This window comes from Paenibacillus sp. JCM 9796, assembly GCF_055379675.1.
This window is the reverse complement of record NZ_AP043723.1, coordinates 3,235,211-3,252,177: the sequence shown is the minus strand read 5'-3', so window position 1 is coordinate 3,252,177 and position 16,967 is coordinate 3,235,211. Positions and strand designations below refer to the sequence as shown.

Sequence of the window (16,967 nt, the reverse complement as noted above, 5' to 3'; positions counted from 1 at the left end):
GGCGCGTCCTCAGGAAGAGGCGCACTCTCCGGAAAAATATGCGTTCAGAATCCGGATGAATACGTTCGGAAACGCGTGCTCGGCCATGTCCTCCCGGCCGATCCAGCGATAATGCGACGGCAGCAGCGGCCCGGCCTCGCCGAATACCGGCGACGCGTCCAGCCGGGCGGCATACACGTCCATATTCCAATGAATATGGCTGAATGTGTGCTCGGCCTCCATGACCCAGGCAAGCGCCTCCAGCCCGATCCCGTCTCCGGCCAGGTGCGCGTTCAGCGCCGCATGCGCAGTCGGCAGTCCCGCTTCGCCCGTCCGAGCGCCCGGCAGCAGCGCCGTATGCGGAAGCTCCCACATGCGGGCGAGCAGTCCGTCCTGCGGGCGCTGCCGGATCAATACCTTGCCGGCCTGCCGGCCGGCGCCTTCGATCAGCACGGCGGCGCGCGATTCCGGGCGCGGAGGCTTCGCCTTCGTCTTGACCGGCAGCGTCTCCTCCATGCCGGCCGCCCGCCCGTCGCAATGCGCCAAGACCGGACAGGTCAGGCAGTGAGGCGACTTCGGCGTACAGACAAGCGCGCCGAGCTCCATCAGCGCTTGGTTGAAATCACCGGCGGCGCCTTCCGGGATAAGCTCCTGCGCCAAAGCTTCCATGCGGACGCGGGTTTTCGGCTTCATGATGTCGTCCTCGATCAGGAAGTAGCGCGAGAGCACGCGCATGACGTTGCCGTCAACCGCCGGCTCCGGCTTATTGTACGCGATGCTGAGAATCGCTCCGGTCGTGTAAGGACCGACGCCCTTCAGCGAGGCGATATCGTCCTTCGTATCCGGCACGACGCCGCCGTACCGTTCATTCACTTCGCGCACGGCGCTTTGCAGGTTGCGCGCACGGGAATAGTAGCCAAGGCCTTCCCACGCCTTCAGCACCTCATCCTCCGGCGCTTCCGCAAGCGCCTGCACCGTAGGAAATTTATCGATAAACCGGTTGAAATACGGGATAACCGTGTCGACCCGGGTTTGCTGCAGCATAATTTCCGATACCCAGATATAATAAGGATTCCGGCTGCGGCGCCAAGGCAAATCCCGCTTATGACGCCGGTACCACGATAACAGCTCGGTGGAAAAGTAATGTTTTTGCGTTGATCGATCCATGTTGTCTCCTTTGCTCGGCTTCACTATCTATCTATTATACGATATTCGCCAAACGAGTAAAAACGATAATATTGGCTTAGCAAAGGCGTTACATTCCCCTTCTTCCGTACGTTTGACTTGGCGTCTCCGAACGTGTACGCTCAAATCATAATGATACATCCATTCATGAAGAGAGGTGAACGGAACTATGGGCCAAGCAGGCGCAGCCGCAGACAAACTATCCAAGGGCGGTAACGCCGAAGGCAGACACGCCGATCCCAAGGCTCTGTCGGATGCGAGAAGCGATGCGGTTCCTTATGCCGTTTACTTGTACATATGGGGCTTGGCATGGATTGCATCGGCCGCTCTCACGTTCCTGCAGCAGTTCCTCCAGCCCGGAGCAGCCCAAATCGTCATCACGGCCATCGCCGTTACGCTAACGGGATGGGTCCTCTATTATCGGCGCCGGAAGAACCGGCCTGTCCCTTCAACGCCCGGGGTAATCGTCATCGCGGCAGTTCCGGTCGTCATGGGCGTTCTATTCGCTCTTGCCCGATTCGGCTGGATCGATCCGTTGGACGGGTATATCGGCAAAGGGCTGCTGCTTGCGATTGTATACGCGGGGTTAAGCCGCTCGCTCGGACGGCCGGTTGTTTATTTAAGCCTATGGCAGTTCGCCGTCGCGCTGACGATCGGCTGGAGTTACCCTGGGTATGCGCCCGTCCTGATCGACGCATTCGGCGGGGCGGGTATGGTGGCGCTAGGCGTCATGATTCACATATGGAAAAGGGGATGGGTCAACCAATGAAGCTCAAACCATCAAGAATGCAAGCAGCCGCGCTAGCGGCAGTGCTGGCTGTCAGCCTCTTGTCGGGCTGCGCGTCGAAAAACAGTCCCGAGCCGTTCGGCGGCGGCAAGTCGGGGAATGCCGCCACGGCGGAAGAAGCGATGGCCGGCGCCTCGGAAGCCGTGCAAGCGGTATACAAGCAGTCATGCTTGTCCTGTCATGCCAGCAACCTGGAAGGCCGGGTCGGGCCGAAAACGAACCTGAAGCAGGTTGGGGCCCGCTTAAGCAAGGAGCAAATCGTGAAGCAAATCGAGAACGGCGGCAACGGCATGCCGGGCTTTCACGGCAAGCTGAAGCCGGAAGAAATCAGCGCGCTGGCCGAGTGGTTGGCGGAGAAGAAATAAGAAGCCTGGCTTCAATAAGCTTCACCCTTCAAAATCCCGAATGCCGGCCCGTCCGCCATCCGGGATTTTAGGTTATCCGCTCCACCACGGCATACGCCATCGCCGCCGACTCCGAGTGCGTGATGCTGAGATGGATCACGAGGTCCGCTGCGGACGGCCCCGAACCCGCCGGATACAGCCGGTCCCACGCGGCGTCCGAGATCCGGCAAAGCGGCTTGCCCTTGTCGTCCGGCAGCACCTCGATGTCCTGCAGCGACACCTGCTTGCCGATGCCGCAGCCGAGCGCTTTCACCACCGCTTCCTTGGCGGCGAAACGGCCGGCCGTAAATTCCGCCAGCCGGCCCTTGCGGGCGTGCGCCAGCTCCCGCTCCCGCGAGGTCAGTACCCGCTCCAGAAAGCGAGCGCCCGAGCTCTGCTCCAGGATCGTCCGCACCCGTGCGATTTCCAGCAGATCGGTGCCGATTCCGATAATCATCGAACGTCTCCTCCTCTTCTCATTTCCGGACTTCCAATGGTACAATGTGGATTGGCTTTATCGTATCCGATCCGAAAGCGAAGTTCAAGGAGGAGCCGTGTGATGGATCCGAAGGAAAAAGAACGGCTGCTGCAAGCGGACCGCCGCTACGTCTGGCACCCGTTCACCCAAATGAAAGATTACGCCGAGCGCGATCCGATACTCATCGAGAAAGCGGAAGGCGTCTATTTGTTCGATGCGGACGGCAACCGTTATTACGACACCAATTCGTCGTGGTGGGTAAACGTTCACGGCCATGCCCATCCCCGCATCCGGGAAGCGATTGAGAAGCAGCTGCGCCAGGCCGATCATGTCATGTTCGCCGGCTTGACGCACCGCCCCGGCATCGAGCTCGCCGAACGACTCGTGCAGGTTACCCCGAAAGGTCTGGACAAGGTGTTCTATTCCGACAACGGCTCCACTTCGGTCGAGGTCGCGCTCAAGATGTCGTTCCAATATTGGCAGCAATCGGGCTGCGCCGGTAAAACGAAGTTTGCGTTCGTGGAGAACAGCTATCACGGCGATACGATCGGCGCCGTCAGCGTCGGCAGCGTCGATCAATATTTCTCAGTCTTTCGCCCGCTCTTGTTTGCCGCGTTCGGCGTGCCCTCGCCCGACCCGCGCAACGACCCGAACGGCGACGCGGAAGCCAGCGCAGCCGCGGCGCTCAAGGCCGTTCGCGCGCTGTTCGCCGCATCGGCCGATCAGATTGCGGCCATCATCGTTGAGCCGATGCTGCAAGCCGCCGGCGGCATGATCATGTACGCAGCCTCGTACCTGCAAGGATTAAGACAGCTCTGCAGCGAGTACGACGTCCATCTGATCGCCGATGAAGTGGCCGTCGGCTTCGGACGCACCGGACGCATGTTCGGCTGCAACCATGCCGGAATATCGCCGGATTTCATGTGCTTGTCCAAGGGGCTGACAGCGGGCGTGCTCCCGCTCTCTGTGACGATGACGACCGCAGCCGTATTTGATGCGTTCTACGATGATTATGCGAAGCTGAAGACGTTCACGCATGGACACAGCTTCACGGGCAATCCGCTGTCGGCCGCCGCTGCGCTCGAATCGCTGCAAATCCTGGAAGACGAACTCGTGCTGGAGCATGTGGAGGAGGTGTCCGCGCATCTGAGCGAGCGCGTCCTCAGGTTCCAAGCGTTCCAAGGTGTCGCCCATCTGCGTACGCTCGGCATGGTTGCCGCTTTCGACCTGTACAAGGACGCGGCGCTCGGCGCCCGTTATGCCCTTGAAGACCGCATGGGCTTTCATATTTATTTGGAAGGCTTGAATGAAGGTCTCTTTCTCCGCCCGCTTGGGGATACGATTTACTACTGGCTGCCGCTCTGCACGACGAAAGCGCAAATCGACGACATCGTCGAGCGAACGTTCCGCGTGCTGCGCCGCGTGCTGCCCAGCGCCGGCGAATGAGCCCGGCAAATCAGCCGCTCGAAAAGCAAAACACCGTACGCTCGGGAACACTGGCCCGAATGTACGGTGTTTGCTTCATTAAATACCCGGAATCGGAGCGCGTTTATGCTCCGTCTTTATATATTGCCGCTCCAATTTATCCTGCGCTTCCGGCGAAATCGTTTTGCCTTCGAGATAATCGCTGTTATCGTCGTAACTGATGCCGAGCTCCGCTTCGTCCGTCTGCCCTTCCCATAATCCGGCGGTCGGCGCTTTGTCCAGTACGCTCTGCGGAACGCCGAGCTTCTGCGCGAGCTGGCGCACCTGCCGCTTGTTCAGCGTGCTGAGCGGCGTAATGTCCACGGCGCCGTCCCCGTACTTCGTGAAGAAGCCGGTAATCGCCTCGGACGCGTGGTCGGTCCCGACCACGAGCAGGTTCAGCTCGAACGCCAGCGCATACTGCACGACCATGCGCGTTCTCGCCTTCACGTTCCCTTTGCCTCCGCGGCTCAAGTGGCGGTGCACGCCGATTGACTTCAAGCCGTACTCGGCTTCCAAGGCAATTTCATTCACGGCTTCTTCAATGTTCGTCTCCACCCGGTACTTCAGCTGGAACGCATCGGCCACCGCATAGCTGTCCGAGATGTCGACCTGCTCCCCATAAGGCTGGAACACGCCGACCGTCTTGAACTCCCTTCCCTTCTCCGCCGTCAGCTCGTCCGTCGCGATCTTACACAAGCCTGCCGCTACCGCGCTGTCGATGCCTCCGCTGATCGCAATCAGAAGTCCGTCTACCCCGGATTTCACAACGTATTCCTTCAGAAATTCGACCCGGCGGCGAATCTCTTCATCCGTGTCGATCACCGGCTTCACGCCGAGTTTGGCAATTATATCCTGCTGCAAACTCATCCCAACAGCACCTCTCCTCTTCGACTCTTCGGAGTCCGAATGTTACGCTTTCGTTGTACCGGATTATACCATATACAAAAACTCCCGTCGACGACGCCGAAGCGAGTCGAAGGGAGTTTGGGAGCGCGCTATTATTTGCAATAGGTTTCGAATGCGTTGATCAAGTCGCCCGCAATCATATCGGCGGAACGATCTTCGATCTGATGACGCTGGATGAAATGAACAAGCTGTCCGTCCTTCATCAAGGCGATAGACGGCGACGACGGCGGATACGGTGCGAAGTACTCGCGCGCTTTCGCCGTTGCTTCTTTATCTTGTCCGGCAAATACGGTAAACAACCGGTCCGGCTTCACTTCGTGCTGAAGCGCCTTCGCTACGCCCGGACGGCACTGGCCTGCCGCACAGCCGCAGACGGAGTTGACGACGATAAGGGTCGTGCCTGTTTTATTTTCCAACGCTTCGGTTACTTCCTCGGGGGTACGAAGCTCTTGTACGCCGATTCGGGTTAAATCATCGCGCATCGGCTGAACCGAGTCGCGCATAAAGCTTTCGAATGACATGGACATAGGTGTTTCACTCCTTTTCCTAACATAAAGGTATATGAACTATCGGATGTCCCCATTATACTCGGCTCGCGGGTTGAAAGCAAAGCCTATTCCTCATGCCATTCCCCCGAAATCGATCATGGTGCCGTGTAAAACCCGCCGCACTTCATGACTTGCTTCGTTTGCTTCCCTTCTCTTTCGAATCCGCCTCGCCGCTTTGAAACGATTTATAGGCGACGTCTTTATCCGAATGCATGAAGGGGTAGCCTTGCGGAACGATGCCTTCTTCGAACAAGTCGCGGTTTTCCTTCGTTTGGAAGCCTATGTCTTTATAAGGGTGCACCCATTCGTCACCGGACATGACCGCCGGATCGACGTCTTCATTCCATTGCTCGAGCGGCGATTCGACCGATTCGTATTCGTGATCTCCGATCAAGACGCCGTGTTCGTTCACGAACGCTTCGCGAGGCCCGCGCTCCGACTTGAACTCGGGCTTGAAGTTTATCTCGAACGGATCCAGCTTCGGATCGTTCTTGCGGTTATAGTTGATATCCGTTTCGACGTTATCGTAAGACTCTTCCGACTTGTCGCTCATCGAACACCCTCCTTCTGGAGAACGGAATTAGATAGAAGGACGATTCGGTCCGTTCAGTTTCTTGTCCGTGCCTCCGGCTTGATCCGCTTCGTTTATTTGGCTGGCTTGTTTAACTTGCTCCTTGGAATCGCGGCTATGCGTTTTATCCGGCTGCGCCATCGCATGTTATCTCCTTTGCTTCGAATTCTTAGTATGCATGAGCTCTAACAAAAACAATCAAATCCACGGTTGAAGAAAACCGGTATTACCTAAAGTATGGCACAATGTAAAGTGACCCTATGCTTCAATCCCCGAGGAACAATTTAACAATCGCGTTTGCAGCTATGATTCCAAACCGCCCGCTTCCGCTAAAGCAGATCAAAGAAACGAACGACAAAAAGGACCTCGCCGACTTTCAATCTGAACGAAGCCCTTTTCTTTGTAAACACTTTATCCTGTATAAACTTTGCAAAACTAGGCTGTATATGCAAAACAGGTTACCCCTATTGTGAATCTCAACGCTTGTAACTAAAACAATGAAAGCCCTGCCTCTCTTCCATCCTTGCGGCTCCGAAGACCGCGCCAGTGTGAATCAGATTACCTGTCACGTACTTCCTACGTTCCTTATCAGGGACACATTCCGAATCTTCTTGAGCGGAAACAATCGAGTAAATGAGGAATTCGATTCTGATGGGGGTAATTGAGGTTAATAAAGCTAATCATTATCATACTATAATTTAAAAAATATTGCAAGTGGTATTTCCTCTGAAGCTTTGTTCCATCAGTCACCTGTCGTGCCAATTTCAAGGCAGTCCCCGGTAAAGTAGACGGGCCGAAACCGGTTTTCGCACAAAATCACGCAAATTCGCGTCAATAGGGTTGAAATCAGGCATTACGAATGCAGAGTAGGGGCGCAGCACGTTGACGTGCACCCTCAAGGCCAGACCTTCGGTTTGAGCGGGTTCTTCCATTCCGATATAATGAACTATAAGCTTTATTTATTATTTTTAATTGATCGTTTAAGGGAGGTGTACCTATCCGCCTGACTCAGGGGATAGGGAATGATTGAGTAGTGACCCGTTACCTTTATTGATTAACGCGGTTTTAATTGTTGTTTTAATTGCGCTCAACGGCTTCTTCGTGGCCGCTGAGTTCGCTATCATCAAAGTTCGTAACACCCGTATCGATACGCTTGCCCAAAGCGGCCATTTAAGCGCCCGCATCGCCAAGACGATCACGGGCAACCTGAACGCGTATTTATCCGCCTGCCAGCTCGGTATTACGCTGACGTCCCTCGTGCTGGGGTGGGTCGGCGAACCGACCATATCCAAAGTGTTGGAGCCTATCCTCAAGGATTGGCTGGGCTTGAGCCCCGTCGCCATGCATGCGGTTTCGTTCATTATCGCCTTCTCGGTGATTACCGCCTTCCACATTACACTTGGCGAACAATTTCCGAAAACGTATGCGATTCGGCAATCGGAGAAGGTTACCTTGTGGACCGCCATCCCGCTTATTCTTTTCTACAAGCTGATGTTCCCTTTTATTTGGCTGCTGAACGGCGTATCCAACTGGATGCTGCGGCTCGTCGGGATCGAACCGACGAACGACCACGAATCGGCTCACACCGAGGATGAAATACGCGTCCTCATGAAAGAAAGTCACAAAAGCGGATTTATCGACAACACAGAGCTTACGCTGTTTGATAATATATTCGAATTTACCGAGACGAACGCACGCGAAATCATGATTCCGCGTACCGACATGGGCTGTCTTTACGCCAATCTTCCGTTCGAAGATAATATGGAGATCGCGCTCAAGGAAATGCGTACACGGTATCCGGTCTGCGATCCCGATAAGGACAATATTATCGGTTTCGTGCACATTAAAGATCTGCTCAAGGCGCAGAATGGATTAGACGATATTCGGACCATCCTCAGGCCGATGACCAAGGTGCCCGACTCGATGCCGATCAGCAACCTGCTGAAGCTAATGCAGCGCAAGAAGGTGCAAATCGCGCTGCTGATCGACGAATACGGCGGCACGGCCGGTATGGTGACGATTGAAGATATTTTGGAAGAAATCGTCGGCGAAATTCAAGACGAATTCGACCCGGACGAACGGCCGAGCATCGAGAAGAAAGACGATTCAACGTTCTCCATCGACGGTCGTACGTTGATCGACGAGGTCAACGACCATCTCGGACTCGAAATCCAATCCGAGGACTACGATACGATCGGCGGTTGGATCTACGCGCAAGTTGAAATTCCGCCGAAGCGCGGGCAATCGGTACTGTACGAGGATCTTTACGAGTTCACCATCGAGGAAACGGACGACTTGCGTATCGCCCGCCTGACCGTCCGCAGCTTGCAAGCCCAGCCGCAAACGGCATAATCATAAATACATTTAAAAAAACGAGGCCGATTCTTCGGACCTCGTTTTTTCTCACGACCGGACTCGGCTATGGATAGGGGCATTGATGAAGAATGCGCAGCTCGTTCAATTGCTGCCACAGTTGATGCATGTGCGTTTTACTGATCATAACCGCCTCTTTTGTCGCTCGAAGCGCCTCGGCGTTCTGCATGATGTCCCTCATCAATCTCCGGTTTTTGACGCCCAGCTGCAGGATGCGCTTCTCCATGTCGTCCAACTGCGTTCTGCCCGAGTGGCGGTTTACCTCACGTGAGCCTGCTTGAAACGCGTTCGATGCATTCATGGTACGATCAAACCTCCTTTTTTACAAGGGTTGGCACAACGATTATAATGGAAGTCTGCTATAGAAAATGTCAAAGCACGTTGCAGGAATATCACTATTTTTGTCGGAAAAAAATACGGTACAATGAAAACAAATGAAACCATATAGGAGCATAACGAATGGCTTATGACGTAATTGTAATCGGCGGAGGCTCAGCCGGATTGATGGCCAGCGTGGCTGCAAGCGAGCACGGTGCAAAGGTTTTGTTGGTGGACAAAGGGGATAAACTGGGGCGCAAGCTCGGAATTTCCGGCGGAGGCCGCTGCAATGTGACGAATGCCAAAGAGCCGGATGAACTGATCAAGCATATTCCGGGCAACGGACGCTTCCTGCATAGCGCTCTTGCGACATTCAGCAATCGCGACATCATCGCCTTCTTCGAAGGGATGGGCATCCGCTTGAAGGAGGAAGACCGCGGGCGCATGTTCCCGGTGAGCGACAAGGCCAAGACCGTGGTGGATGCGCTTGTGAATCGCGTGCGCCATCAAGGCGTCTCCATTCGTGTCAACAGCCCGGTTCGCCGGGTGTTGTACGATGAGGAGCGCGCATGGGGCGTCGAATTGACCACCGGCGAACGGATTAACGGACGCGCCGTCATTATCGCCACCGGGGGCAAGTCGGTGCCGCAAACCGGCTCGACCGGCGACGGATACCCTTGGGCAGAGGCCGCCGGTCATACGATCACCGAGCTGTATCCGACGGAAGTGCCGCTAACGTCGAATGAACCGTGGATTCGCAGCAAGGAGCTGCAAGGGCTATCGCTGCGCGGCATTACGTTATCGGTCTGGACTCCGAAGGGGAAGAAAATCGTCGAACACGAAGGCGACCTGCTGTTCACCCACTTCGGCTTGTCCGGCCCGGCCGCGCTGCGCTGCAGCCAGTTCGTCGTGAAGGCGAAGAAGCAGTTTAACATCCCGAGCGTGCGGCTGACGATCGATTTGTTTCCCGATAAGAGCGTGGATGAGGTGTACGCCGATACGTATCGGCTGGCCCGGCACGAGCCGAAGAAAGCGGCCAAGAACGTCTTGAAACCGCTCCTCCCGGAACGGCTCGTTCCTTTCGTGCTCGAACGGGCGGGTATTAAGGAAGACGTCACGTTCGATAACATTCCGAAGCAGCCATGGATGGATATGGCGAAGCTGCTGAAGGCGTTTCCCGTGGAAGTGAACGGCACGCTATCGCTTGAAGAAGCTTTCGTCACCGGCGGCGGCGTCAACCTGAAGGAGGTCGATCCGCGGACGATGCAGTCAAAGCTGAAGCTTGGGCTGTACTTTTGCGGCGAAGTGCTGGACATTCACGGCTATACCGGCGGCTACAACATCACGGCGGCATTCACAACCGGGTATACGGCAGGGAAAAGCGCAGCGGAATTTGCAAGGAGTTAGTTTCACAGTTTCACAGCTTCACGGCGGCTGCGAGGTCGTTGATCGTCGGCATCGCGGGCGCGGAACTGCGCACTCGTTTTCCGGCCGCCGCCTTCGCCAGAAGCGCATCCGCTTGTCCTGCCGCACCGCGTTCTGTTTAAGCGCTGCTCATAAAAAAACGGCGACCCCTTATCGATAAGGTTGGTTGCCGTTTTTTTCTTGCTCTTCGAAAGGCTCGATATGCACATGCACATTGTTCACCCGATGCTCTCTGAGCATCCGCCGTTCGATTTCATCGCTGATATCGTGGCTTTCGCCGACGGACAATTCGGCGCTTACCTCGACGACCACGTCAAGCAGCACGCTGTTGCCGTGAATGCGGGCGCGGATATCCTTAATGCGCTTGACGCCCGGCGTTGTCTTGACGGTCTGCTTGAACACCTTCAGCCGCTGGTCGTCGAAGCCGTCCGTCAACGTATGCGATGCATGGGAGAACACTTCCCAAGCCGTTTTCAAAATAATAAGACCGACGATCAGCGCCGCTACTGCATCGAGTACCGGAAAGCCAAGCCGCGATCCGATGATGCCGACGGCGGCGCCTATACTGACGAGCGCGTCGGAACGATTGTCCTGCGCAGCGGCCATCAGCGATTGGTTCTCGATCCGTTTGGCCAACCGGTAATTGTAAACGTACACGCCCCACATGACGGCGGCGCAAGCCAGAGCTACCCAGGCGGCCAGCATGTCCGGCGCCGTGCGCTCATCGGCGAAGAAGCTGCGGCCCGCTTGCAAGACAACCTGCAGGCCTGCTGCTGCCATAATAAACGAAGCGATGAGCGAAGCGATCGTCTCCGCCCGTTTATGCCCATACGGATGATCGCGATCCGGCGGCTTCCGGGAAATGCGAAGCCCGATCAGCACCGCCAGTGAAACGACGATATCCGTCGTATTGTTAATTCCGTCCGCCGCGAGCGCTTCCGAACCGGTCATATAACCTATGGTTATTTTAAAAGCGGACAAAAAAACATAGGCGACGATACTAAGCCACGCGCCCTTTTCGCCCTCTTTCAAAGAATCATAGGAATCCACAGCGTTTCCCTCCATCCTCTATTGAAAAACCCTATCATTCCCGAAGTCCCAACCCATCATAGCAAACGAATGAGGTGTGGGTCTAGAGAAACAGTGTTTTCCGAGCTAATAAAAATAGGCGCAGGGCAACTTTGTTTTCCCGGTCAAATGTTGTGGGACTTGTCCAACGGTTTTGGCCTAATCCACTATAAATGAATACCCGCGTCGAAGCCGTCGTAATCTTCCCCGGACGGGTCGAATTTCGCGTGCTCATCCTTGTAGGCGCCGCTCGAGCGGTTCGAGTAAGCCGAGGCGGATAAATGAACCTCGGCTTCATCCGGTTCAACCTCGTTCACGAAGTGGGCGGGAATCGGAATGAGCCCGTCCGGATCGTATGCCATGGCATACGTCGAAATCTCGGACGGAGATGCTTGCCCCTCCAGCAGCCGACCGCCGTGAGCTTGCGCGACTTCGAGAGCCGACGTCAGATCATTGCGATCGACGATGACGTGCAGAACGGGGCTCTTCGTCTCCGTATGCAGGCTGACCTTGTAGCCAAGCTCCTCCAGCGTATCAAGCGCCATATAAGCTTCCTGGTTCGTCTCGAATTGAAAAAAGATCGGGGTGTGGGTCATGTGTGCCTCGTTCCTTTCTTGGATATGGCTGGATTTAGGTTGCCCCATCGCTTTACGGTTATTCCTCGGAAAGGCGAACATACTCGAACGGCTATCGGCATAAGATGGTAGCGGCTAATCTGGGAAGCTCTTCCGCATCCAGACCTGAGAAAGGAGGTGTTCCACCGATGTCTGACCCCGGACAGACGCCGCCGCAAGGCTCCCCCTCTCCGACGCCGGAAGATGTGCGGGCCAACAAGGCCGTTGCCGCTATCGCTTATCTGTTGTTTTTTGTGCCGCTGCTCGCCGCGAACCATTCACGCTTTGCGATGTATCACGCCAATCAAGGCCTTATGCTGCTGCTCGCCTTGATCGCTTGCAACATCTTACTGGGACTTATTCCTCTGCTCAATTTGCTGCTCGTGCCTTTAGCCCACCTCGTGTGCCTCGTATTCTGCGTGATCGGGATGATGAATGCGATCAACGGGGATATGAAGCCGCTGCCGCTGATCGGCCGTATTGAGATCATTAAGCATCCCTAGGATCAAAAAAAGGCGCTTTATCCCTAGGATGAAACGCCTTTTTGGGTATGACGGCTGCCGCCTGCTGCCTAGTTGACGAATTCCAGTCCGGTCAAAAGCCGCTTCAGCAGCACGGCCGCTTGAGCCCTTGAAGCGTTCTGCTGCGGCGCAAATTCATTTTTTTGCGGCGGCGTCATCCCCGGCTGCGAGCGAGTCGCCTAAATCCAAATACGTGAGCGGTTTCGGCCATACCGGCTCGTCCTGATCCTGCACGAGCAAGGACGCGGCCTCGGTTGAAGCGACCGGTCCGGCGCCCCAAGCAGCGAACGGGACGATCATGACGAACAACATGACGAATAAGGTAAACGATGCGATTTTACGAATGTACTTGGATCCTCCCGAATCAATGATCTTATTCTTAGTGAACTTCCTGAAAAAGCGTTCCTCCTCCCTCTCATTATAGATACCATTTGTATATTATATTAGAATTTGATACTTTACGTATCTGTTGATTCAAAATATTTCATAGCAGGTCGCCTTGCACAACGGTTGGGCGACTGATTTTTCAATATATAAGGAAATTGCCACTCGTTCTGGAATTTGTTATGATTGACAAATACAAAAAACTGTGTAAAATTAGTAATTAATAAAACACTTTACCGCTTAAAAGCTAAAAAGCTTAAAAGCCCGAAAGATGTCAGCGAGCACTTGTTAATTTGGAGAGGGGTAATTTTGATGACACGCGACACACACCACAAAATTTTGGATTGTACGATCCGCGACGGCGGTTTAGTGAATAACTGGGACTTTAGCGTCCAATTCGTGAAGGACATGTACCAGGGTCTAAGCGAAGCCGGCGTCGAATATATGGAAATTGGTTACAAAAACTCGGCCAAATTGCTGAAAGGTGCCGATGCCGGCCCTTGGCGCTTCCTTAACGAGGATTTCCTGAAGGAAGTCATCCCCCAAAAAACCAGTACGAAGCTTTCCGCGTTGGTCGATATCGGCCGTGTAGATGAGAAGGATATTCTCCCGCGCGATCAAAGCATGTTGGATCTGATCCGCGTCGCTTGTTACATTAAAGATGTGGACAAAGCGCTCGATCTGGTGCAAAAATTCCACGACTACGGCTATGAAACGACGATCAACATCATGGCGCTTTCGCATGTGATGGAGAATGATCTGAACGAAGCGTTCGAAGAAATCGCCAAAAGCCCGGTCGATGTCGTGTACGTCGTCGACTCCTACGGCAGCATGGATCACAAAGACATCGACTACCTGGTGTCCAAATTCCAACGACTGCTTCCGAACAAGAAGCTCGGCCTGCACATGCACAACAACATGCAGCTGGCGTTCTCCAACACGATCACGGGTGCGAGCAAAGGCGTCGAGTTCCTCGACACGTCCGTCTACGGAATGGGTCGCGCAGCGGGCAACTGTCCGACTGAACTGCTCGTCAGCTACTTGAAAAACCCGAAATACGATCTTCGTCCGGTGCTCGGCATTATCGAGAAACACATGATTTCGATGCGCGAGAAATGGGAGTGGGGTTACATCATCCCTTACATGATCGCCGGCGTCCTGAACGATCACCCGCGTGCCGCGATGGCCATTCGCTCCAGCGACGACAAGGACAAATTTACGGAGTTCTACGACAAGCTGACTTCCCCGGAAGTGATGCCGACCGGCTCCACTGACTAATAGCACACATCTGACCCGGTTTTCCATGCTGCTGCAGCGGCGGAGAATCGGGTTTCTCTATTGGCGCGCAGCCTCTGAAGCGGCCACCGGCTCCAACAGTCATTCGGAAAGGATTCGTGCTGAAGCTTATGTCCCGTCAAAAATCCATCAAAGTCACAGCGCCCAAGCGGCTGCTCCTTCCCGCATCGGGCTTCTTAAGCGGGTACACGCACACGTTAAATCCGTATGTAGGCTGTGCCTTCGCTTGCTCATACTGCTATGTGCGGGAGATGCCGGTCGCGAAATTTCGCGGCTCGCCTTGGGGCGATTGGGTGGACGTAAAAGCAAATACAGCCAGCTTGTTGAGCCGGGAGCTGAAGCGTGCCGGACGCAAAAAACCGGTTACGGTATTCATGTCGTCCGCGACGGACCCCTACCAGCCTGAGGAGTTCCGCGCCTGTCTGACGCGGTCTTGGCTGGAGGTCATGGCGGCATCCCCGCCCGAGGAGCTCGCCTTCGTGATGGTGCAGACGCGCAGCCCGTTGGTCACGCGAGATATCGACGTGCTGCGGCGGCTCGGGCCCCGCGTCCGCGTCAGCCTGACCATTGAGACCGACATGGAGTCGGTCCGGAAGCTGTTCACGCCGGCGGCGCCGCCGATTGCCGCCCGATTCGCGGCCTTGCGGCGGCTCGCCGAGGCGGGGGTGCCGACGCAGGCCGCCGTGTCGCCCGTGCTGCCGTGCAGCGACGGGCTGGCCGACCGGCTGGCGGAAACCGGTGTCGATCGCGTGGTGATCGACGATTATTTTATGGGCGACGGCAGCCAGGGGCGCCGGACGGAGAGGCTTGGTATGCGCGAGCTGTATCGCGCGAACGGGTACGACGCGTGGTACGACCGCGGCGCGTACTTGCGCGTGCGGGAGCAGCTCGCGCGGCGATTCGAGGCGCAGCGGATACGCGTGAGCCAAGAGGGCTTTATGCCCTGAAGCGGGCGGGAGCCGACCGGGCGGACGGGCGTTCGACGCGTTTCTTCGCAAGTTGGCCTTGCGGGCTATCCGCTATTGATGTAGTATCGCGAGTTAAAAAAATAACCCCCCAACTCCACTTTAACAGTGGTTTTGGAGGGTTATTCGTTTATTCTTGAAAAACTGTCTTCATCAAGGGGTTACCCTTTGGGCCACGCCTTCTCTCTTCCTGCACGATCCTACCGGAAATCCGGCGGAATCCGTCTTGCCACCCCGGTTAGGATAGCGGCTTCGATAATTGCGTGGCGAACCTTCGTCACGACCTTGTCGTTAAATATACTCGGGATGATGTAGTGCTCGTTCAGCTCCGCTTCGGTAACAACCGAAGCGATTGCGCGGGCGGCCGCCAGCTTCATCGGCTCGTTGATCCGCCGTGCCCGGCAGTCGAGCGCCCCACGGAAAATACCGGGGAACACGAGCACGTTATTGATTTGGTTCGGATAGTCGCTTCGGCCTGTTGCAAACACACGAACATGCGGGAGCGCTTCCTCCGGCGCAATTTCCGGTTCCGGATTCGCCATCGCGAAGACGATGCTGTCCGGCTTCATTTTCTTGATGTCGTCCTCGTTCAGCAAACCGCCCCGCGATACACCGATAAACACGTCGGCGTCTTGAATAACGTCCTTCAGCGTTCCGGCCTTATCTTCGACTTGCGGCTGGTCGGCCAACCACTGCCACATCGGGTAAGGATAGCTGCCTCCGTGAACGATGGCACCCTCGCGGTCGACAGGCACCAAGCGCGTCACCCCTGCGGCGAGCAGCATTTTGCAGATCGATACGCCTGCCGCTCCGATTCCGTTGACCACAACGCGGACGTTCTCGATTCGTTTACCGACCACTTTCAAGGCATTCAGCAAACCCGCGATAACGACGACAGCCGTTCCGTGCTGATCGTCATGAAACACCGGTATATCGAGCTCCTCGTTCAGGCGTGTCTCGATCTCGAAGCATCGCGGAGAGCTGATATCCTCCAGGTTAATGCCTCCGAAAATCGGGCTGATCGCTTTAATAGTACGAATAATTTCTTCCGTATCCTTCGTATCCAGACAAATCGGGAACGCATCGACGCCGGCGAGCTGCTTGAACAGCATCGCTTTCCCTTCCATGACAGGCGCGGCTGCATGCGGACCGATGTCGCCCAGTCCGAGCACTGCCGTTCCGTCGGTGACGACGGCTACCGTATTGCGTTTTATCGTAAGCGAGTAAGCTTTTCTCGGATTTTCATGAATTGCGGTACAAACTCTAGCCACCCCAGGGGTGTAAACACGGGACAAGTCGTCGCGGTTTTTGATCGGCAGATTCGGCTGCATGTTGATTTTCCCGCCTAGATGCACGAGAAACGTACGGTCGGATACGTTAATCAGCTTGATCCCGTCATGCGATTTCAACGCTTCAACCACCTGCGACTCGGCGGATTCCGCCACATCGACGGTAATATCGCGTACCGACGATTCCTTGCCGGGACGAATAACGTCGATCGAGGTGATGTCTCCCCCTGCTTTACTGATTGTTGCAGCTACATCTCCGAACGTTACTTGCTCATGATTGAGCTCCACACGCAAAATAATACTTGTCTGTGCCACGCTGATTCCCTTCCTTCAACTGAAAAGTGATGTCACGAAAACGTATATATGACCTGCCAATAGATTCATGGTATCATGCGTAAGGTTTTTTATGC

At 55.4% G+C, this 16,967-nt stretch carries 19 protein-coding genes; 8 read left to right on the top strand and 11 right to left on the bottom strand.

All coding sequences use genetic code 11. From position 1 onward, the window contains the following. Positions 1-9 precede the first annotated feature (9 nt). The gene (gene mutY / locus ACZ439_RS15645; RefSeq protein ID WP_464619882.1) at positions 10-1,146 is read right to left on the bottom strand and encodes an A/G-specific adenine glycosylase; all 1,137 of its coding nucleotides are present in this window, start codon (positions 1,144-1,146) and stop codon (positions 10-12) included. Between the two features lie 187 nt (positions 1,147-1,333). Between mutY and ACZ439_RS15640 the strand changes: the two genes are divergently transcribed. Together ACZ439_RS15640 and ACZ439_RS15635 are read left to right on the top strand one after the other, a co-directional pair. Then, entirely contained in the window at positions 1,334-1,933 is a 600-nt protein-coding gene (locus ACZ439_RS15640) for a hypothetical protein (RefSeq protein WP_054798682.1), read from the top strand. Then, positions 1,930-2,316, top strand: a complete 387-nt coding sequence (locus tag ACZ439_RS15635; protein ID WP_054798681.1) for a c-type cytochrome — start codon at positions 1,930-1,932, stop codon at positions 2,314-2,316. The genes ACZ439_RS15640 and ACZ439_RS15635 overlap by 4 nt, the downstream gene beginning before the upstream one ends. Positions 2,317-2,383: 67 nt before the next feature. Here the strand turns inward: ACZ439_RS15635 and acpS are convergent, their stop codons facing one another. Beyond that, on the bottom strand, positions 2,384-2,791 hold the full coding sequence (gene acpS, locus ACZ439_RS15630) for a holo-ACP synthase (RefSeq protein ID WP_054798680.1): 408 nt from the start codon (positions 2,789-2,791) through the stop codon (positions 2,384-2,386). Positions 2,792-2,893: 102 nt separating this feature from the next. Between acpS and bioA the strand changes: the two genes are divergently transcribed. Beyond that, positions 2,894-4,258, top strand: coding sequence for an adenosylmethionine--8-amino-7-oxononanoate transaminase (bioA, locus tag ACZ439_RS15625; protein WP_054800188.1), 1,365 nt, complete (start codon positions 2,894-2,896; stop codon positions 4,256-4,258). A gap of 78 nt (positions 4,259-4,336) precedes the next feature. On the opposite strand, the gene nadE is transcribed toward bioA, so the two are convergent. The 4 genes from nadE to ACZ439_RS15605 form a co-directional block, all read right to left on the bottom strand. Continuing rightward, positions 4,337-5,146 (bottom strand): ammonia-dependent NAD(+) synthetase, encoded by an 810-nt coding sequence (gene nadE, locus ACZ439_RS15620; protein WP_054798500.1) that lies wholly within the window; start codon positions 5,144-5,146, stop codon positions 4,337-4,339. A gap of 131 nt (positions 5,147-5,277) precedes the next feature. Next, complete coding sequence (locus ACZ439_RS15615; protein WP_054798501.1) at positions 5,278-5,712, bottom strand: BrxA/BrxB family bacilliredoxin; 435 nt, start codon at positions 5,710-5,712, stop codon at positions 5,278-5,280. Between the two features lie 145 nt (positions 5,713-5,857). Then, positions 5,858-6,286, bottom strand: a complete 429-nt coding sequence (locus tag ACZ439_RS15610) for a DUF3905 domain-containing protein (RefSeq protein WP_054798502.1) — start codon at positions 6,284-6,286, stop codon at positions 5,858-5,860. A 27-nt stretch (positions 6,287-6,313) separates the two neighbouring features. After that, positions 6,314-6,445 carry a hypothetical protein gene (locus ACZ439_RS15605; RefSeq protein WP_258313516.1) on the bottom strand — a complete coding sequence of 44 codons (132 nt, stop codon included), beginning with the start codon at positions 6,443-6,445 and terminating at the stop codon, positions 6,314-6,316. Between the two features lie 885 nt (positions 6,446-7,330). Here ACZ439_RS15605 and ACZ439_RS15600 point away from each other — a divergent pair. After that, positions 7,331-8,656, top strand: coding sequence for a hemolysin family protein (locus ACZ439_RS15600; RefSeq protein WP_054800187.1), 1,326 nt, complete (start codon positions 7,331-7,333; stop codon positions 8,654-8,656). Between the two features lie 67 nt (positions 8,657-8,723). Here the strand turns inward: ACZ439_RS15600 and ACZ439_RS15595 are convergent, their stop codons facing one another. After that, complete coding sequence (locus ACZ439_RS15595; protein ID WP_236595758.1) at positions 8,724-8,978, bottom strand: hypothetical protein; 255 nt, start codon at positions 8,976-8,978, stop codon at positions 8,724-8,726. Positions 8,979-9,136: 158 nt separating this feature from the next. Here ACZ439_RS15595 and ACZ439_RS15590 point away from each other — a divergent pair, with 158 nt between their 5' ends. Beyond that, positions 9,137-10,402: a BaiN/RdsA family NAD(P)/FAD-dependent oxidoreductase gene (locus ACZ439_RS15590; RefSeq protein ID WP_464619881.1), complete on the top strand. Its 1,266-nt coding sequence runs from the start codon at positions 9,137-9,139 to the stop codon at positions 10,400-10,402. 168 nt (positions 10,403-10,570) lie between these two features. On the opposite strand, the gene ACZ439_RS15585 is transcribed toward ACZ439_RS15590, so the two are convergent. Beyond that, positions 10,571-11,470: a cation diffusion facilitator family transporter gene (locus ACZ439_RS15585; protein ID WP_127608998.1), complete on the bottom strand. Its 900-nt coding sequence runs from the start codon at positions 11,468-11,470 to the stop codon at positions 10,571-10,573. 185 nt (positions 11,471-11,655) lie between these two features. Continuing rightward, positions 11,656-12,084 (bottom strand): hypothetical protein, encoded by a 429-nt coding sequence (locus tag ACZ439_RS15580; RefSeq protein WP_127608997.1) that lies wholly within the window; start codon positions 12,082-12,084, stop codon positions 11,656-11,658. Between the two features lie 167 nt (positions 12,085-12,251). Between ACZ439_RS15580 and ACZ439_RS15575 the strand changes: the two genes are divergently transcribed. Continuing rightward, a complete protein-coding gene (locus tag ACZ439_RS15575; protein ID WP_127608996.1) occupies positions 12,252-12,605 on the top strand; it encodes a magnetosome magnetite crystal formation protein family in 354 nt (117 codons plus the stop codon). 153 nt (positions 12,606-12,758) lie between these two features. Here the strand turns inward: ACZ439_RS15575 and ACZ439_RS15570 are convergent, their stop codons facing one another. Then, positions 12,759-12,923 carry a hypothetical protein gene (locus ACZ439_RS15570; RefSeq protein ID WP_164751911.1) on the bottom strand — a complete coding sequence of 55 codons (165 nt, stop codon included), beginning with the start codon at positions 12,921-12,923 and terminating at the stop codon, positions 12,759-12,761. A 396-nt stretch (positions 12,924-13,319) separates the two neighbouring features. On the opposite strand from ACZ439_RS15570, the gene ACZ439_RS15565 reads away from it, so the two are divergent. Both ACZ439_RS15565 and ACZ439_RS15560 read left to right on the top strand, forming a co-directional pair. Further along, positions 13,320-14,285 carry an aldolase catalytic domain-containing protein gene (locus ACZ439_RS15565; protein WP_127608995.1) on the top strand — a complete coding sequence of 322 codons (966 nt, stop codon included), beginning with the start codon at positions 13,320-13,322 and terminating at the stop codon, positions 14,283-14,285. Positions 14,286-14,413: 128 nt separating this feature from the next. Then, entirely contained in the window at positions 14,414-15,250 is an 837-nt protein-coding gene (locus tag ACZ439_RS15560; RefSeq protein ID WP_201317946.1) for an SPL family radical SAM protein, read from the top strand. 218 nt (positions 15,251-15,468) lie between these two features. Here the strand turns inward: ACZ439_RS15560 and ACZ439_RS15555 are convergent, their stop codons facing one another. Then, positions 15,469-16,872: an NAD-dependent malic enzyme gene (locus ACZ439_RS15555; RefSeq protein WP_054798489.1), complete on the bottom strand. Its 1,404-nt coding sequence runs from the start codon at positions 16,870-16,872 to the stop codon at positions 15,469-15,471. Positions 16,873-16,967 lie beyond the last annotated feature (95 nt).